The organism is Thalassoroseus pseudoceratinae (assembly GCF_011634775.1).
Taxonomy (GTDB): domain Bacteria; phylum Planctomycetota; class Planctomycetia; order Planctomycetales; family Planctomycetaceae; genus Thalassoroseus; species Thalassoroseus pseudoceratinae.
The window spans coordinates 445,003-462,460 of record NZ_JAALXT010000006.1 but is presented as its reverse complement, the minus strand read 5'-3'; the positions used below and the strand labels follow the sequence as shown (position 1 = coordinate 462,460).

Below are 17,458 nucleotides of genomic sequence, written 5' to 3'. Positions count from 1 at the left end.
CGTTCAGAAGAATTGCAGCACAACGTCAGAAGTCATTCGGTGAGAGCAGTACGATGACCATTGAAGCCGGAACATCACACGGCTACGTCGCGGTTTGCCGACATTGCAGACGGAGTCTTTGCCGAGACTTCGGAGGCTTGGATGATGTCGGCGATTTCGACTTGGGAGAGGACTCGCTCGACGCGGAGATGGGTTTGCTCTTCGAGATTGAGGGTTTGTCCGCTTGTTGGCCGTAGCAATGGGTCACAGAGAAGTTCGAGCACGGGACGGTCGTAGGCTTCGGAGTTGTTGCGGACGACACAGCCGATGGAGCCGTCGTTCAGTTCCACGTAGGTTCCCAAGGGGAACAGGCAAACGACTTGCAATAGGCCGCGGATGGCTCGGGGATCGAACAGTCCTCGGCGGGTGTCGGCTATGAGTTGTTCGATGGCTCGATACGGTGTGAACGCCGGTCGGTGTGGGCGTGGTGACGAAAGCGCAACGTACACATCCGCGACCGCGGCAACACAGGCCAACGGATGGATCTGCGAACCGGCGCGTGCTCGCGGATATCCGGAGCCGTCCCAACGCTCAAACATCTGGTAGGCGACTTGCCGAGCGACCATCGGCATATCTGGGGTCTCTTGCAACAGGTCGAACGTGCGACAGGGATTCTTCTGAATCTCCACATGATCCGATGAGGACAAATGCCGCTTTTCGGCGACGAGTTGTAGTCCACTCTGAGTCATCCCCACACGTGAGATCATGCATCCCATGCCGAGTTGTTGGATTTCATCCACGGTATGATCGAGAGTCGTGGCAATCGCCATTGCTAATTGAGCGGTTCGCAGGCAATGCTCGTTCGTTGATGGATCGGCGGGCGGTTCGATGGCTAGCTTCACGAAGATGTCTACGTCATTGATGATCATGTCCATGGAATCGAAAGTGACGCTTTTCAGAGGTGTCACGCTGACGCTTGGAGTCACGCTGGCCGATTTCACGACTTGCCGAACTTGAGAGGAGTGCTGCGTCCGATTCCCCTGGAATTCTCCCACGTTTTTGGCCGAGTATGCTTTGCGGGGCGGTTTCTTGATGAGACTCTTCAGGGGTTTGTTCGCGTACTTCCGAAGATCCAAAGGTCCATCGGGTTTGCTGGATTTCGCTGATTCGTCCGTGGCGGGATCGGTGCTTTGTGGCTTCGCACAGATTTCGGCAAGGTGTCGAGATTCAATCGCAACCTGAGTAACCCCACGACTTTGCAATCGCTCGAGGTTCTCCGGGCTGAGACGCATACCGGAACCCAAGAGCAATACACTGGGATTTCGGGCGTCATAGATTGCCGCGGGGAGTTTGGCACCCGGACGCAAATCAGAAACAGAGACAGCCTGAATAACGGTGGGCGTGCGATCGGACACGAAGTTTGCCTTAAAAAGACCGCATGACGGTCTTCCTTTGCTACGGGTTGTCGATGAAGTCGCGCTTGCTTAACAGTAACTGCCAAAGTGTGTAACACTGTAAAAGCGAGGGTACGCTGCAGAGCGCTTGAGGGAGTTGATCAACTGTAGCTCTTTTTCCACGTGTCGGCTGAAGATTTTTGTGAACGAGTGACCAGAACGCGGTGATAGCGATTGTCGCCGGAATTTGGCACACACATTCAGACCGTAGGATGTTGGGGTCAACCATTACTCGTTCGACGGACGAAGAACGATCCCACGCAAACTGGGCTGCCGGATCGAATTCTTTCAGGAACGGCAAGGCGTTTTACGGGGCACTCTGCCTATTGTGAATGCAAAAGAGCCGGTGGTTTGTGGGCTCTATGAGACAGCCCCGCACCGATCAGAAGGGAATGACACTCACGTCTGTTGGATCTACGCCGTGGTGAAGAGGGCGTCGACGAAGGCATCGGGGTCGAAGAGTTCCATGTCGTCGACTTTCTCGCCGACACCGATGTACTTGACCGGAATGCCCATCTGCTGACGAACCGCAACCACCACGCCGCCTTTGGCCGTGCCATCGAGTTTGGCGAGGACGATTCCGGTGCAGTTGGCGATTTCGGAGAAGTTCCGGGCTTGGCTGAGCCCGTTCTGTCCGGTGGTCGCATCGAGGACGAGCAAACTTTCGTGTGGAGCGCCTTCAATCTTCTTGCCGACAACGCGATGAATCTTCTGCAGTTCCTGCATCAAGTTCTTATCGGTTTGCAGGCGACCGGCGGTGTCGACGATACACACGTCGGCTCCGGTTTCGAGCGTCTTTTCACACCCACCGAAGGCCACGCTAGCGGGGTCGGTCCCGCTGGGACGGGTGACGATTTCACAGCCAAGTCGCTCTGACCACATTGTGAGCTGTTCAACGGCTGCGGCACGGAAGGTGTCTCCGGCGGCGAGTACGACCTTTTTGCCCTGCTTTTGGAGCAGATTCGTCAGTTTTGCGATACTGGTCGTTTTGCCGGCACCGTTGACTCCGGAAACCATAATGACCGTTGGTCCGGAATCAGCGAGTTTCAGTGGCGAGAGCGGATCGGTCACGTCGTACCGCACATCGCCTTCGCCCTTGAGCATCGACTTGAGTTGTTCGCGGACAGTCGTCCAGATTCCTTCGACGTCAACGGTTCGTCCACCGTGTTTGCTACGGACTTCACTGACGATGCTATCGGCCGCAACCACGCCCATATCGGATTCGATCAGACGTTTCTCGAACTGCCGCAACTGTGGTTCCCCCAGGATTTCTCCCGAGCGGAACAAGTCACGGACGTCCGTGTTGAGCAACGTCTTTGTTTTGGACAGCGCGCCTTTTAATTTGTCAAACAGCCCCATCGCCGCCAACTCCGTAGTTTTTTCTGAAGGAATCAATCCGCATGATAGGACACCATGAGTAATGAGCCAAGTGCCAGCAATCGCGATTCCGTCGCGGTGTTCTTCCATCCGCCTCGTCGCCGGTCTATACTTGAGATTGACAGGTTATCAAAGAGCAACGTTTCACAGCCGAATGGTTCGAGAGGGGAGACGCGGATGCTGGTCCGGATGGAACTCGCGCGAATCATCATTAACGATATCGCGGATCAGTATCTCATCTATCTGCGTGAGGTCGATGGCGATCGCATTTTTCCGATTTTGATTGGCTTGTTCGAAGCCATGAGCATCAACCGGCGGTTTACCGAAGAACCACCGCCGCGACCGATGACTCACGATCTGCTCAAGAACATGATCGAGGATTTGGGTGGCGAGGCCGAAGACGTGGTGGTCAACAATCTAATGGACCACACGTATTACGCCGTCATTCGGGTGCGACACGATGGTGAGTTGGTGGAGATCGACAGCCGCCCCAGCGATGCGATTGCTCTCGCGGTGCATTACGATCCACCGTTGCCGATCTACGTCGATAGCGAAGTGCTCGACGAAGTCGCGTGATTGGCCGTCAAACTCACTCTTTGGGAAGCTTTGCCAACGCTTCATCGGTTCCGACGAGCACAAGAATGTCGGACTCGTGGATGGATTCCTCCGGCTTGGGAACCCCGACCACTTGATACTGCGGCGGGGTCGTGTTGGGAATCGGGCGACGAATCGTGATGAGGTTCACGCCGAAGTGCTGGCGAATGCCGATCGAGCGAATGGATTGACCCACGAACTCTTTCGGGGCTCGCACTTCAATCAGCGTATAACCTTCACCCAGGCTGATCAGGTCTTCCAATTGCGGATTCGCCAAGCTATGTCCGAGCCGTTCACCGGCTTGAATTTCCGGTTGAATAACCTCGTCGGCACCGATTTGCCGGAAGATTTCCGTGTGAAATTCCGACTGCGATCGGCAAATGATTTTCGGCACGCCGAGTTTCTTCAGAATCACCGTCGTCAGCAATGCCGCCTCGAAGTTCTCCCCGATTGCGACGACGGCCACATCGACTTTGTCGATTTCCTGATTGATCAATGCGTCGCGTTCGGTGCTGTCGATACGGACGGCGACGGCGACATCGTCTTGGACCTCGTTGACCCAACTCATTTCGTTATCGATCGCGATAACTTCGGCACCGCTCCGTGAAAGTTGCCGAGCCAACGCGACACCAAATCGTCCCAAACCGATGACTGCAATACGTTGCATAACTCTTGCTCAAAATGAATACGGGGCCACATGACGGGTGTGATTGTGGGGAATCAACCGAGGTTCACACGTTCCTCGGGGTAATCGTACCGTAGCGGTTTCGGTGCACCGGCGAGCGCGATGAACAGTGTGAGCGGGCCGATTCGGCCGAGAAACATCGTCACCATAATCACGTACTGAGAAATCGGATGCAAAGTGTGAGTTCCAATCGCCGAAACACCAACGGTGGCAAAGGCACTCACGGATTCAAACAGGTGATTCATGAACGCGGTTTCATTGCGTTCAAAAATGGTGAGCAACATCGTTACGGTCATCACGCATAACACGCCCAACGCGACGATCGTGAGTGCCCGGTTGACGAGGAAATCGGGAATGATTCGCTTGTGAACTTCGATGCGTTGGCGTCCTTGCAGAATGTTTCGGAGTCTCAGGACGACCAACGCGATCGCGGTGACTTTGATTCCCCCGCCAGTCGAACCGGGAGCGGCTCCGATGAACATCAGCATGATGCCCAAAAGTTTCGTGGCCGGCGTAAGGGCGTCCATATCGACGGTGTTGAACCCCGCCGTGCGGAATGTCACCGCCTGAAACCAGGCTTCGGAAATCCGCTGACCGAAGGAAATGTTGGCTTGTGGGTCGTCGGCGGGTCGGCCGGTGACTTCAAGTAAGAAGAAGGAAATCGTGCCACCCACCAACAGCACGATGGTCGTGGTCAACACAATCCGAGCCGACACCGAAAGCCGAGGGCGAGTTTTCGGAAGATTGAACAACGGCGTTGTCCGAATCGATACCAACTGCATCCGCGTGTATAGAAAAATGTTATACAGCGTGGCGAACCCCAAGCCGCCCACAATGATCAACCCGCACACGCCGCCCCAAACCTGCCAACGGTGCCCGTAACCAACGAAGCTATTCTCCGTCAGCGAAAACCCCGCATTACAGAACGCACTCACGGAATGGAACACGCTGAGAAACACGCGATCTCCGAAACTTTCCTCAGCGAAAAGGCCCGAAATACACACCGCCCCCACGAGTTCGGAAATGAGTGTAAAGCCTAAGATTCCCAGGACAAGTCGTTTCACCTGACCGGGTTGGTCGGCTTCGAGCAGTTCGTGCAAGGCAGCTCGTTCCCGCGCTTTCATTGCTCGTCCAGCCGCGACTGCGAAGAATGCTCCGCAGGTCATGATGCCCAAACCGCCGATTTGAAAGAGCCCGAGAATCACCGCATGTCCCATACGACTCCAATATGTGGGCGTATCGACCACAATCAATCCCGTCACACAACTCGCACTGGTCGCGGTGAATAATGCGATGCGAAATTGGTCGGTGAAGTTATCCGGAACTTGGGCTTGGTCGGCATAGGCTCTGGGCAAAAGGAGCAGCAGAGTGCCCACACCAATGAGCACCATAAACGAACCCACCAACAGAGGAGCCGGATTGCCGCCGCTTCGGGCCGTGAATTCGCGGGTCAGATAGATGGCATCCACGAATGCTCGGCAAAGGATGCAAATTTCCGAGAACTGCACCAACGCCGCAAAGTGCGAGTCGGCGAAAGTGTCTCCCCAAATCGGAATCGACAAACTGCCGAACGTCCAAACCGCACTGATCAGAATACGCCAGCGATTTCGTCGCCGAAACGTCGACTTCGTGAGGGACCAGCGATAACGGAGAATGAGCGAAGCCGTCAAAAACAACATCGTGACACAGACGGCGATTCCCAGTTCGTACTGGTTCAGCCCATCGAGTTGTCTCAAGCCGTTGAGGATGACCGTCGACACCACCCCCAAGACGATGCTCGCCCCCTCGGCCCACCGTAGTCGATTGACTTTGGTGGGATTCAGGGTGTTTGTCGACTCGAAACTCTGGAGAGTTTGCGGTTTGTCATTCATGGACCGGCTCGGCGTCGTTTGCGTTGGCTTTGTCTCGTCAACGTTTTTGATGCCAAACGGATCCGCGGAAACTCAGGAAATCATGCGAGTTGATTGTTGTCGGGCATCGTGGGATTGAAGAATCCTAACGAAAACGCAGCCAAAGCGGCAAACGATTCTCCATTTCCCGCGAGCGAAATCCGGGACGGTCTACCGTGCAACCAGGTATTGCACGGTGAAGTTCTTCTCTTCGTCTCGCCAAACGCGATCGACGTCAAAACCCGCGTCGCCAGCCATTTCTGTAAACATCGATTGCGTGTACTTGTAAGAACATTCCGTGTGGATGGACTCGCCTTCCGCGAACTCGATCGAGGAACCATCAATCTCCACGACCTGATCGGACAGCGAAACCAGATGAGATTCCATTCGATGTTCGGCCGCATTCACACGGGCTTCGTGCTGGAATTGCGAAATCTCAAAGTCGGCACCGAATTCAGAGTTGATTCGTCGCAGCAAGTTGTAGTTGAACTCCGCCGTCACGCCGGAAGAATCGCTGTAGGCGGGGTGGAGAAGTTCCGGGGACTTCCAAAGATCGACACCAATCAGCAACCCACCACCGGAACCGACTTGGTCCGCAATGTTGGACAGAAGATCGACCGCTTCGGTTGGGCTGAAGTTTCCGATCGTGGAACCCGGGAAATAGACGACATGATGAGCGTCGGAATTCTCCGGCAACTTGAAGGGCTGCGTGAAATCGGTGCAGACAGGGTCGATCTCGATGGCGGGATAACGGTCTCGCAACCGATCGGCAATCGCATACAGATAGTCGCCGGAAATATCGACCGGCACGTAATGCACGTTGGGTTGAAGTGCATCCAGTAGCATCCGCGTCTTCAAACTGCTCCCGCTGCCATATTCGATCAGCATACTGCCCGCACCGATCGCATTCGCCATTTCACCGCAGTGACGACGCATAATTCCCAACTCGGTGCGTGTGAGATAATACTCATCGAGTTCGCATATCTGATCGAAGAGCTTTGAACCGGTTTCGTCGTAAAAGTACTTGCTTGGCAAGGTTTTCGGCGATTCGGTGAGCCCTTCGAGAACATCCGACAGGAATACATCGAGTGTAGCGTTGAGCGATTCGAGGTCGTGAGAGGACATCCGTGAGCGCTTTCGTTGTTGAAGTCGAGCGTGTGTGGTGGAGCGGGAGTTGGGGTTGGAGGTGCAGGGCGGGCGAAAAATGATTGAAACTGAGACGGAAGTGAACGCAATTCCCGCGAAAGAAGTGGCCGATTGTAGGCCTGTTAGCTGTCGTTTTCTACCGGGGTTTTGATGAGAGTTTTGTGAATAGATACAAAAAAACCGACCCAGATCACTGGGTCGGTTCCTAGATTTTCGATTCGATTAGTTCTCGTCAGGAACGAGTTTGTCGAGCACTTCACGAGCTTTGGCCTGTTCCGCTTCGACTTCCGCCGACGCCGGAGTCGAAGGACTGCCATTTCCACCGCTACCCAGTTCGGAGCCGGTTGGCTCGTTGAGCATATTCATGCGGTTGGCGTGAATGCGTTCTTTTTCCGCTCGCAGTTCTTCGAGGGCTTCCTCGTGAATGCGGACTTCGGAATTCTGATGCGTATGGAACCCGGTTCCCGCTGGCACCAAGTGCCCAAGGATGACGTTTTCCTTCAGACCAACGAGATTGTCGATCTTGCCAGCCAACGCCGCTTCGGTGAGAACCTTCGTCGTTTCCTGGAAACTCGCCGCCGAGATGAAGCTTTCGCTTTGCACCGAAGCTTTGGTAATCCCCAGCAACTGAGTCGTTCCGGTTGCCGCCCGCGGCTTGGTGTATTTCACCGTCGGTTCGTTGGCGGCTTCCAAGTCTTCGTTGACTTCCTCGATCAAATCGAGCGGAACCACTTCGTCGACTTTGAAGTCCGCGGCACCCGAGTCCGTGACCCGGACTTTGTCCATGAGTTCTTCGTTGATGCGGCGGAACTCGAACTTGTCGACCAAAACGCCCGGCAGCAATTCGGTGTCGCCGGTGTCTTCGATGCGAATCTTCCGCAGCATCTGCGACACAACGATTTCGATGTGCTTGTCGTCGATATCCACCCGCTGAGCTTGGTAGACGCTTTGGATTTCGTGCAACAGATATTGTTGCACTTCCTCAGCACCTTGCACACGGAGGATGTCGTGAGGCACGAGCGGACCGGCAATCAGGGCCGTTCCCGCTTTCACCTTCTGACCACCTTCGACCAGCAACTGCTTGCCCGGCGGCACGACGTGTTCCACTTCCGAACCGTCTTCACCGACCACGATGATGATTCGCTTACCGCGTTTCTTCTCACCGATCTCGATGACGCCGTCGATTTCGGCGATCACAGCCGGATCTTTCGGTTTTCGAGCTTCGAACAGTTCCGTCACCCGAGGCAGACCCCCGGTAATGTCCTGCGTCCCGGCGGCGGCACGCGGCGTCCGAGCCAACACCCGACCGGCGGCGACTTCGTCGTCGTCTTGGACGTCGATGCTCGCACCTTCTGGCAGCGGATAGTACTTGAGGGCTTTGCCGTCTTTGTCTTGCACAACGATCTGCGGGTGCACGTCGCCTTTGTGCTCGATAACGGTTTGTCGGATGTTCCCGCTGGACTCTTTTTCCGACCGCACGGTGCGGCCTTCGATACAGTCCACCAGTTTCACCCAACCGCCTTCTTCCGAGAGAATCGGCACCGAGTGCGGGTCCCATCGACAGAGGACATCGTCTTCTTTGACGTCCTGGTCTTCGGTCACGAGCAAAGTCGCACCGTTCGGAACTTTGTAGGTTTCGAGTTCGCGGTCTTTCGGGTCGAGAACGGTGATTTGACCGTCCTTGGTGAGGACGATGTTCTGGCCTTCGTTGTTGATCACGCTGCGAATCTGCGTGAACTTGACCTTCCCGGCTCGACGACTCTTAAGTTCGCTCTCTTCGATGTCCCGGCTGGCCGTCCCACCGACGTGGAACGTCCGCATGGTGAGCTGCGTTCCCGGCTCACCGATCGACTGGGCCGCGATGATCCCAGCGGCCAAACCGTCTTCGACGAGCGAACCGGTCGAGAGGTCCATCCCGTAACAGAGACGGCATAGACCAAGTCGGCTTTCGCACGTCATCGGAGACCGTACCTGGATTTTCGCCAGACCCATGTCCTCGATTTTTCGAGCGATATCGACCGTGATGAGTTGATTCTCACGCACGATGACTTCGTCCGTAATCGGGTGGACAATGTTTGTCCGCGAGACCCGTCCGCGAATCGCGTCGGCCAGACTGACTTCGACTTTCTCGCCCCGATAGAGAATCCCTCGGGTGATGCCCTGAGTGGTTCCGCAGTCCTCTTCGGTGATCACAACGTTTTGGCAGATGTCCGCCAACTTACGCGTGAGGTAACCAGAGTCGGCGGTTTTCAAAGCGGTGTCCGCCAGACCTTTCCGAGCACCGTGGGTCGAGGAGAAGTATTCAAGCACCGACAAACCTTCACGGAAGTTCGCTTTGATCGGCGTTTCAATAATCTCACCAGACGGCTTGGCCATCAGCCCCCGCATCCCGGCGAGCTGTCGCATCTGCTCTTTACCACCACGAGCACCCGAGTGAGCCATCAGGAACACGGGGTTGACGTACTTGCCTTCATCGCGGGTATCGTGTTCCAACTCGTGCATCATCGCTTCGGTAATTTCTTCCCGAGCGTGCGTCCACAAGTCGAGCACGGTGTTGTACCGTTCTTGGTCGGTAATCACCCCGCGACTGTAAAGCTTCATTTGCTTGAGGACTTCTTTCTCCGTTGCCTTAATCACGCTGAACTTTTCGTCCGGCGTTTTCAGGTCGCTGGTTCCGAAAGAAATCCCACTATTGGTCGCCTCGCGGAAACCAATTTCTTTCATCGAGTCGAGCAGCTCGATGGTCGCCTTCCGGCTCAGTTCGAGGTAGCTGTCGGAAATCACGTTGGCGAGTTCTTTACTCGTCATCGTGATGTTGTAGTACACCATACCCTTCGGCAGGATGTCGTTAAACAACACGCGACCGACGGTGGTTTCAATCAGTCGGCCAGGGCGATAATCTTCCGCACCTTCGCCGCGAACTTGACGATCCTTCGGCAAACGAACTTTGATGATGTCGTGCCGACGGACTCGTCCTTGAGCCAATGCCGTAAAGACTTCGTCCGGCGAAGAGAATTCGATGAGCCGTTTCTCGCCGTTTTCGCCGCTCCAACCCCAACGTTCCATCTCTGGACGTTTCACCGTGAGGTAGTAGCAACCCATGACGATGTCTTGGGTCGCGGCGATAATCGGTGCCCCGTTCGCCGGTCCAAAAATGTTGTTCGTCGAAAGCATCAGCGTGGTTGCTTCGACCTGAGCTTCGATCGACAATGGCAAGTGAACCGCCATTTGGTCGCCGTCGAAGTCGGCGTTGAACCCCTTACAAACCAGCGGGTGAACACGGATCGCGTTCCCTTCCACCAACACTGGTTCGAAGGCTTGAATCCCCATCCGGTGCAAAGTTGGAGCACGGTTCAGAAGCACTGGGTGATTGGTGATCACCTCTTCCAAGATGTCCCAAACTTCGTCGTCCCGACGTTCGAGCATCCGTTTGGCGCTCTTGATAGTGTCGGCGTGACCAAGTTCTTTGAGCCGGCGAATGATGAATGGTTGATAGAGTTCCAACGCGATCTTTTTCGGCAGACCACATTGGTTCAATTTGAGTTCCGGACCGACGACGATCACCGAACGAGCGGAATAGTCGACCCGTTTCCCGAGCAAGTTCTCACGGAAGCGACCTTGCTTCCCTTTGATCATGTCAGTCAGTGACTTGAGCGGTCGGTTGGAGGAACCGAGCACTGGTCGCTTACAGCGGTTGTTGTCGAAGAGGGCATCGACCGATTGTTGCAACATCCGCTTTTCGTTGCGGACGATGACTTCCGGTGCGTTGAGGTCGACCAATTTCTTCAACCGGTTGTTTCGGTTGATGATTCGGCGGTACAGGTCGTTCAAGTCGCTGGTCGCGAAGTTGCCGCTATCGAGGAGCACCAACGGACGCAAGTCCGGCGGAATGACCGGCACGCAATCGAGCACCATCCACTCGGGACGGTTGTCACTGTCGCGAAGGGCCTCGACGATTTTCAGCCGTTTGATGTAGTCCTTCATCTTCTGCTGTGAGCCAGTCTCACGCAGATCGCGACGCAACTGCACCGACTCTTCGACGAGGTTAATCGTCTCGAGCAATTTCTTGACCGCTTCGGCTCCCATGTCGATTTCGAAGGAGCCGTGTCCGTACTTTTCACGGGCTTGGCGGGCTTCGTCTTCGGTGATGAGTTGGCCACGACGGAGTGGTGTATCGCCGGGATCGATGACGGCGTAGTCCTGGAAGTAAATGACTTTTTCCAGGCTGGTCGTCTTCATGTTGAGCAACGCACCCAAGCGGGACGGCATGCTCTTGAAGAACCAAATGTGAACGACCGGAGCCGCCAATTCGATGTGGCCCATCCGCTTCCGGCGTACGCGGCTGTGAGTGACTTTCACACCGCAGCGGTCGCAGATCATGCCTTTGTATTTCATACCGCGATATTTGCCGCAAGCACATTCCCAGTCCTTTTCAGGCCCGAAAATCCGTTCGCAGAACAGCCCATCGCGTTCGGGACGATAGGTCCGGTAGTTAATCGTTTCCGGTTTTTTGACTTCGCCAAAACTCCAGGAACGAATATCGTGCGGACTCGCCAACCCGATTTTCACCGAGCCGTAATCGTTAACGCGTTCGTAGGCTGATTCGGTGATTGCCATACTTTGTCACTCCAGGTTGTGATCAGAGAAGATGGAGGCTTTTAGATAGAAGACGGCGGAATCTTCAGTTGGCACCGGGCAGGAACTACAGTTCATGCCCGATGCGAGATGCAACGGCTATCTCACACTTGATTCTTCTCCAAAGTCAGGTTCAAACACAGGCCGCGAATTTCGTTGTTGAGCACGTCGAAACTAGCTGGGGTACCAGCTTCGAGGGTGTTCTCACCTTTGACCATGCTTTCGTAGATTTTGGTTCGGCCTTCCACGTCGTCACTCTTCACGGTGAGCAACTCTTGCAGAATGTACGCCGCCCCGTAGGCCTCGAGAGCCCACACTTCCATCTCCCCGAATCGTTGACCACCGAAACGGGCTTTCCCGCCGAGTGGTTGTTGGGTGATGAGGCTGTACGGTCCGGTGGCTCGAGCGTGAACCTTGTCGTCGACAAGGTGGTGCAGCTTGAGCATGTAGATGTAGCCAACCGTCGTTTTCTGTTCGAGAACTTCCCCAGTTCGGCCGTCACGAAGGTGAACCTTACCGTCTTCGGGGAGCCCAGCTTCGTTGAGGGCCGCTTTGATCTGCTCTTCGGGAGCACCGTCGAACACCGGGCACACACAACGATAACCGATATTCCCGGCAGCCCATCCAAGGTGAGTTTCGAGAATCTGACCCACGTTCATCCGGCTCGGCACACCGAGCGGGTTGAGGATGATGTCGATTGGCGTGCCATCCGGAAGGTACGGCATGTCTTCGATCGGGAGGACCTTCGAGATAACCCCTTTGTTCCCGTGACGACCAGCCATCTTGTCACCAACGGAAATCTGCCGTTTACTGGCGACATACACTTTCACCATTTGCAGCACACCCGAGGGCAACTCGTCCCCGCGTTTCATACTGTTCAGAGCGTGATCACGTTCGTCGAGGGCTTCCTCGACCAGCGACCAATGCTCGTCCATGACTTTTCGCAGGTCGGCTTCTTTCTTCGGGCTACCCGCATCCAGTCGTTCGTACCATTCAGGGAATCGAACGGCGAATTCAGCCACGACCTTCTGATCTTCCAATGATTTCATTGGACGACCGTCATCATCGATCACCGTTTGACCATAGGCTTCTTCGAACGGGCCGAGGAACTTCTGGAACGCAGCCGCGACGGACTCGTTGCCTTTCTCCTCAGTCTTCTTGAGTTCCATTTGGAACTTCTTGCGTTCGATGTCCGAAAGACTCATTTGTCGAGCGAAGCGTTCGGTGTGAATCACAATCCCCTCGACACCCGAAGGCACGTCGAGCGATTCATTCTTCACATCTTCACCGGCTCGCCCGAAGATCGCGTGCAACAGCTTTTCTTCTGGCGTGAGTTCGCTTTTCGCTTTCGGACTTACTTTCCCGACCAGAATGTCGCCGGGCGAGACGCGTGTTCCGATTTGGACGATACCGTCTTCATCGAGATGCCGTAGAGCTTTCTCGGAGACGTTGGGAATGTCGCGAGTGAACTCTTCCTTCCCGAGTTTCGTCTCACGAATTTCGACATCGAATTCGTCAATGTGAATCGACGTGTAGACGTCTTCCTTCACCAATCGCTCGGAGAGGATAATCGCGTCTTCAAAGTTGTAACCTTCCCAACTCATGAAGGCTACGAGCACGTTCCGACCGAGAGCCAATTCGCCGTCGCGAGTGGCGGCACTGTCGCAGAGCATATCGCCCTTGCGGACTTTCTGCCCGACATGGACGGTCGGTTTTTGCGTGAGGCAGGTTCGCTCGTTGAGGCCGGTGAACTTCCGCATGGGGAACTTCTTGCCTTCAACGTGAACCTGATCGGCGTCGACGTAGGTAACTTCGCCATCGCGGTCGCTACGGACGACCATCCCGGAGTTGCGGGCGACATACTGTTCCATACCGGTACCGACGAGCGGCGGTTCGGCAATCAACAAAGGCACGGCTTGCCGTTGCATGTTCGAACCCATGAGTGCCCGGTTGGCGTCGTCGTGTTCGAGGAACGGAATCAATGCCGCCGACACCCCGACCATCTCGCTCGGTGCCAAGTCGATGTACTGAACTTCGTTCTTGGCAATCCAAACCACGTCGTTGTTATGACGAGCCAAAACCCGTTCTTCGACCAGCTGACCGTTGTCGACTTTCGTATCCGCCGGAGCCACGCGGACGTAGCTTTCCTGGTCGGCTCGCAGCCATTCGATTTCGTCGGTCAGGCGTCCATCGACAACCTTCCGATACGGAGCGATCAAGAAGCCGTAATCGTCAACTTTCGCGAAGATCGATAGCGACGAAATCAGACCGATGTTCGTTCCTTCCGGCGTTTCGATCGGACAAATTCGACCGTAGTGCGAAATGTGCACGTCACGAACTTCAAAGCCCGCCCGTTTTCGGTTCAAACCGCCCGGACCGAGAGCACTCAACCGGCGTTCGTGCGTGAGCATCGACAGCGGGTTGGTTTGGTCGACGACCTGGCTGAGTTCGCTGCGACCGAAGAAGTAGTCGATCGCCGCCGAAACACTTTTCGGATTGATGAGCTGCCGAGGAGTCATTTCCTCGACGTCTTTCATCTGCATCCGCTCTTGGACGGTTCGGCGAAGTTTCAGGAAGCCTTTCCGCACTTCGTCGGTTCCGAGTTCGTCGATGGTTCGCAACCGCCGGTTTCCGAGGTTGTCGATATCGTCGATCCGAGCGGAATCGTCACCGGCTCGCAATTTGAGCAGATACTTAATGGCGTTGACGAAATCCAACGCATCGAGCGTCATTTGCGTGTCAGGAATGTCTTGATCGAACTTCCGATTGATACGGAATCGACCGACTCGACCCAGACGGTAGCGGTTGACTTCGAAGAACTTCTCGTGGAACAGATCTTTAGCTTTGTCCAGGGCAGGGGGGTTCCCTGGTCGCAAACGTTGATAGATCTTGAGCAACGCTTCTTCGTGGCTGTGCGTTCCGTCATCCAGAATGCTAGAGAGGACCAACTCGTCCGTCATGTTCTCGATCAGCTTCACGGTTCCCAAACCGGATTCACCGACTTGAACGCACATCTCAGCCGTCAATTTCTGCCCAACGTCGGCGATGATTTCGCCACACCGTTCGTGACCGGACGGGTACACGATGTCTTTGGCAGCGTACTTGTCGACGAACTGCTCGTTGCTTCCACCTTGATGCACATCAACATCGACGGTGTTGTAGAACAAATCGACGAGGGCTTCGTCATCGGAGTAATCCTTCTCCATCGCACGCAGAAGCGTCATCGCGGAGAACTTACCGCTTTGGTCGATCCGCACGCCGAGGGCATCACGCTTGCTGATGACCAGTTCAATCCAGCTACCACGTTCTGGAATGATTCGGCAGGAGAAGTTTTTGCGTTCGCCTGGTTCGTCGGTCCGGACGAAGTCCACACCCGGGGAACGGTGCAACTGCGAGACCACACACCGTTCGGCACCATTGATGATGAATTCACCGCCGCCGATCATGATCGGCATGTCGCCGAGGTAGACTTCCTCTTCGACCGGCTGCTCCTTTTCCAATCGCAGCCAGACGCGGAACGGGCGGCCGTAGGTAAGCCGCAACTGACGGCATTCTAGCGGAGTGTAGCGAGGCTTGCCGAGTTCGTACTTGATGTAGTCGAGCCGGTACTGCCCGTCGTAGCTTTCGATCGGAAAGATTTCCCGCAGAATTTCTTCCAGACCCTGATCCTTCCGCTCACGCGCGGGGCGATCGAGTTGCAAGAACCGAGCGTATGACTCGGTCTGAATTCGTGTAAGGTCAGCCAGCAAGTCTGGCAACATGACCTCGAATTCTTCCGGAAGATCACCGAAGTTGCGGATTTCTGTGGTCGGGACGATTCGCTCTGCTGGAATCGGCATGGATCGCTCTCTTCTGATGAAAAACGGTGATCAACGGCCAAACTGCACTGACAATTCCATTGGAGGCCGCCACCCAAGGGAATCGCACAGCCGAAACATCATGCTTCAACGAAACGACGGCGACGAAAGACACGTCTCACGCAAGAAACAACTTTCGTGACCTGAAACCGTTGGAATAAAACACGGACACTCCGGAGCAGATCGTAGAACACGATGGGAGTAAGCCTTGGCGAGAAAGTGGCTGGACAAGTCTTGACGTGATTTTTCCAACCCGGTAGAAGTTGCCCACGCGGAACCAAGCCCTTTGCGTCTTTCGAAACTGGGCAAAGAGGACGAAAAAGCCCGCGGCACGGAGCGGTAGCTCCGCGGCGGTCGATACGTTCATGGAACGCCGCCTCACATTGACCCCCCATGCCTCTCCAGAGAGGCTGCGAATACTTCCGTGCCACGTTTTCTCGTCGCCGTTTCCTGCAACACACCACGTCGAAAATGTTCACTCCGAACGGTGTGGTCTTTGAGCGTCTGGAAGGGAATTCCAACAATTCAACCGACGCACCAAATGACAGCATAGACGACCGACATGTCGGCGCATAGTCATTCGTCGAAAAAAAATCGGACGGCACCCGTGATCGCGGGGTGCCGTCGTTGTCAAAAAGCAGCGATTACTTGATTTCGGCGCTACCGCCGGCCTCTTCGATCGCCTTCTTGATTTTCTCAGCGTCTTCTTTCGAGACACCTTCTTTCAATGGCTTCGGTGCCCCTTCGACGAGGTCTTTGGCTTCTTTGAGGCCCAAACCGGTTTCGCCACGCACGACTTTGATGACGCCGATCTTTTGATCGCCGAAGCCGGTCAAGATGACGTCGAACTCGGTTTTCTCTTCGGCTGCTGCACCGCCAGCGTCGCCACCAGCACCGGGAGCAGCCATCATTACGCCACCACCAGCGGCGGGCTCGATGCCGTGCTCGTCTTTGAGGTAGTCAACGAGACTTTTGGCTTCCAAGAGTGTCAGCTTGACAATCTTTTCGCCGAGGTCTTTGATTTCCGCAGGAACTTCCATTGTAGCCGCGCCAGATTCTTCACTCATGGTCAACACCATCCCCGTTTTGTCTGCTCCTCACCGGCATTCTCGCCCACGCGGGCAGGCAGATCCGGGTGTTGGTTGCCAGAGGGTTTTTCGGTAACTTATGTACGACACGACCGCCGCGTCGATTCAGTTTCCAATGACTCAAAACTTGAAAAAAATGCGTTCGCCGGTTTTCGGCCACCGATCGCCTGTTCCAAAACTTATTCGCCGTCTCCGTCGTCGCCTTCGGAGATTTGTTTGACTTGGCTGGCGAGCATTCGGGCCGGTCCCAATAGGGCGGCTGCCAAATTCGCACCAGGGCTGAGAATTGTGCCAGCAATTGTCGACAGCAGTTCTTCTCGACTCGGGCTCTTGCTGAGTGCCACCACGCCATCGGCGTCGAGCGACTGACCGCCGACTGTTCCGCCTTTGACTTCGAGCGGTTGCAGCTCGTCTGCCCACTTTGTGATTTCTTTGGAGAGCTGAACCACATCCTCGCCACCAAACACCAAGGTGCTCGGGCCTTCGAGGACATCGTCCAGCGAGGTCACGCCCACGCCGTGCAACGCTTGCCGAGCAAGGGTGTTTCGCACGGTGAATGCGGTGATATCTTTCTTCTGGAGTGCCAGCCGCCAAGTATTCGACGTGATGGCGTCCAATTTCGAGCAATCGACGACGAGCATGTCTCGGTGTTCGCCGAGACGCTCGGTAATTTCGTCGATCAACATGCCTTTGATGACTTTACTCATGACACTCTCACAGCCTGAATTTCACGCACCGAAAACAACCGGACACA

Annotated in this window: 10 protein-coding genes; 1 reads left to right on the top strand and 9 read right to left on the bottom strand. The window is 55.2% G+C overall.

Annotation, left to right across the window (positions count from 1 at the left end; translation table 11 throughout):
• Positions 1-74: 74 nt before the first annotated feature.
• On the bottom strand, positions 75-1,394 hold the full coding sequence (locus G6R38_RS22360; RefSeq protein ID WP_166830984.1) for an HD-GYP domain-containing protein: 1,320 nt from the start codon (positions 1,392-1,394) through the stop codon (positions 75-77).
• A 453-nt stretch (positions 1,395-1,847) separates the two neighbouring features.
• Positions 1,848-2,900 (bottom strand): signal recognition particle-docking protein FtsY, encoded by a 1,053-nt coding sequence (gene ftsY / locus G6R38_RS22355; protein WP_240928334.1) that lies wholly within the window; start codon positions 2,898-2,900, stop codon positions 1,848-1,850.
• Between the two features lie 87 nt (positions 2,901-2,987).
• Here ftsY and G6R38_RS22350 point away from each other — a divergent pair, with 87 nt between their 5' ends.
• Entirely contained in the window at positions 2,988-3,386 is a 399-nt protein-coding gene (locus G6R38_RS22350) for a bifunctional nuclease family protein (RefSeq protein WP_166830983.1), read from the top strand.
• Positions 3,387-3,399: 13 nt separating this feature from the next.
• Here the strand turns inward: G6R38_RS22350 and G6R38_RS22345 are convergent, their stop codons facing one another.
• The 7 genes from G6R38_RS22345 to rplJ all read right to left on the bottom strand — a co-directional run bounded on the left by G6R38_RS22345 (position 3,400) and on the right by rplJ (position 17,411).
• Positions 3,400-4,071 carry a potassium channel family protein gene (locus G6R38_RS22345; protein WP_166830982.1) on the bottom strand — a complete coding sequence of 224 codons (672 nt, stop codon included), beginning with the start codon at positions 4,069-4,071 and terminating at the stop codon, positions 3,400-3,402.
• Between the two features lie 53 nt (positions 4,072-4,124).
• Positions 4,125-5,960 carry a TrkH family potassium uptake protein gene (locus tag G6R38_RS22340; protein ID WP_166830981.1) on the bottom strand — a complete coding sequence of 612 codons (1,836 nt, stop codon included), beginning with the start codon at positions 5,958-5,960 and terminating at the stop codon, positions 4,125-4,127.
• Between the two features lie 189 nt (positions 5,961-6,149).
• Positions 6,150-7,103: an L-histidine N(alpha)-methyltransferase gene (gene egtD, locus G6R38_RS22335; protein ID WP_166830980.1), complete on the bottom strand. Its 954-nt coding sequence runs from the start codon at positions 7,101-7,103 to the stop codon at positions 6,150-6,152.
• A 243-nt stretch (positions 7,104-7,346) separates the two neighbouring features.
• Complete coding sequence (rpoC, locus tag G6R38_RS22330) at positions 7,347-11,741, bottom strand: DNA-directed RNA polymerase subunit beta' (RefSeq protein WP_166830979.1); 4,395 nt, start codon at positions 11,739-11,741, stop codon at positions 7,347-7,349.
• A gap of 122 nt (positions 11,742-11,863) precedes the next feature.
• Complete coding sequence (rpoB, locus tag G6R38_RS22325) at positions 11,864-15,598, bottom strand: DNA-directed RNA polymerase subunit beta (protein ID WP_166830978.1); 3,735 nt, start codon at positions 15,596-15,598, stop codon at positions 11,864-11,866.
• A 662-nt stretch (positions 15,599-16,260) separates the two neighbouring features.
• Entirely contained in the window at positions 16,261-16,683 is a 423-nt protein-coding gene (gene rplL, locus G6R38_RS22320) for a 50S ribosomal protein L7/L12 (RefSeq protein WP_166830977.1), read from the bottom strand.
• 200 nt (positions 16,684-16,883) lie between these two features.
• Positions 16,884-17,411 (bottom strand): 50S ribosomal protein L10, encoded by a 528-nt coding sequence (gene rplJ / locus G6R38_RS22315; protein ID WP_166830976.1) that lies wholly within the window; start codon positions 17,409-17,411, stop codon positions 16,884-16,886.
• Positions 17,412-17,458: the final 47 nt, after the last annotated feature.

Bases quoted from the DNA above. Each gene is read 5' to 3' on its own strand.
- G6R38_RS22345 (WP_166830982.1), bottom strand. From the start codon at position 4,071: ATGCAACGTATTGCAGTCATCGGTTTGGGACGATTTGGTGTCGCGTTG.
- rplJ (WP_166830976.1), bottom strand. From the start codon at position 17,411: ATGAGTAAAGTCATCAAAGGCATGTTGATCGACGAAATTACCGAGCGT.
- G6R38_RS22340 (WP_166830981.1), bottom strand. From the start codon at position 5,960: ATGAATGACAAACCGCAAACTCTCCAGAGTTTCGAGTCGACAAACACC.
- rpoB (WP_166830978.1), bottom strand. From the start codon at position 15,598: ATGCCGATTCCAGCAGAGCGAATCGTCCCGACCACAGAAATCCGCAAC.
- G6R38_RS22350 (WP_166830983.1), top strand. From the start codon at position 2,988: ATGCTGGTCCGGATGGAACTCGCGCGAATCATCATTAACGATATCGCG.
- rpoC (WP_166830979.1), bottom strand. From the start codon at position 11,741: ATGGCAATCACCGAATCAGCCTACGAACGCGTTAACGATTACGGCTCG.
- ftsY (WP_240928334.1), bottom strand. From the start codon at position 2,900: ATGGAAGAACACCGCGACGGAATCGCGATTGCTGGCACTTGGCTCATT.
- egtD (WP_166830980.1), bottom strand. From the start codon at position 7,103: ATGTCCTCTCACGACCTCGAATCGCTCAACGCTACACTCGATGTATTC.
- rplL (WP_166830977.1), bottom strand. From the start codon at position 16,683: ATGAGTGAAGAATCTGGCGCGGCTACAATGGAAGTTCCTGCGGAAATC.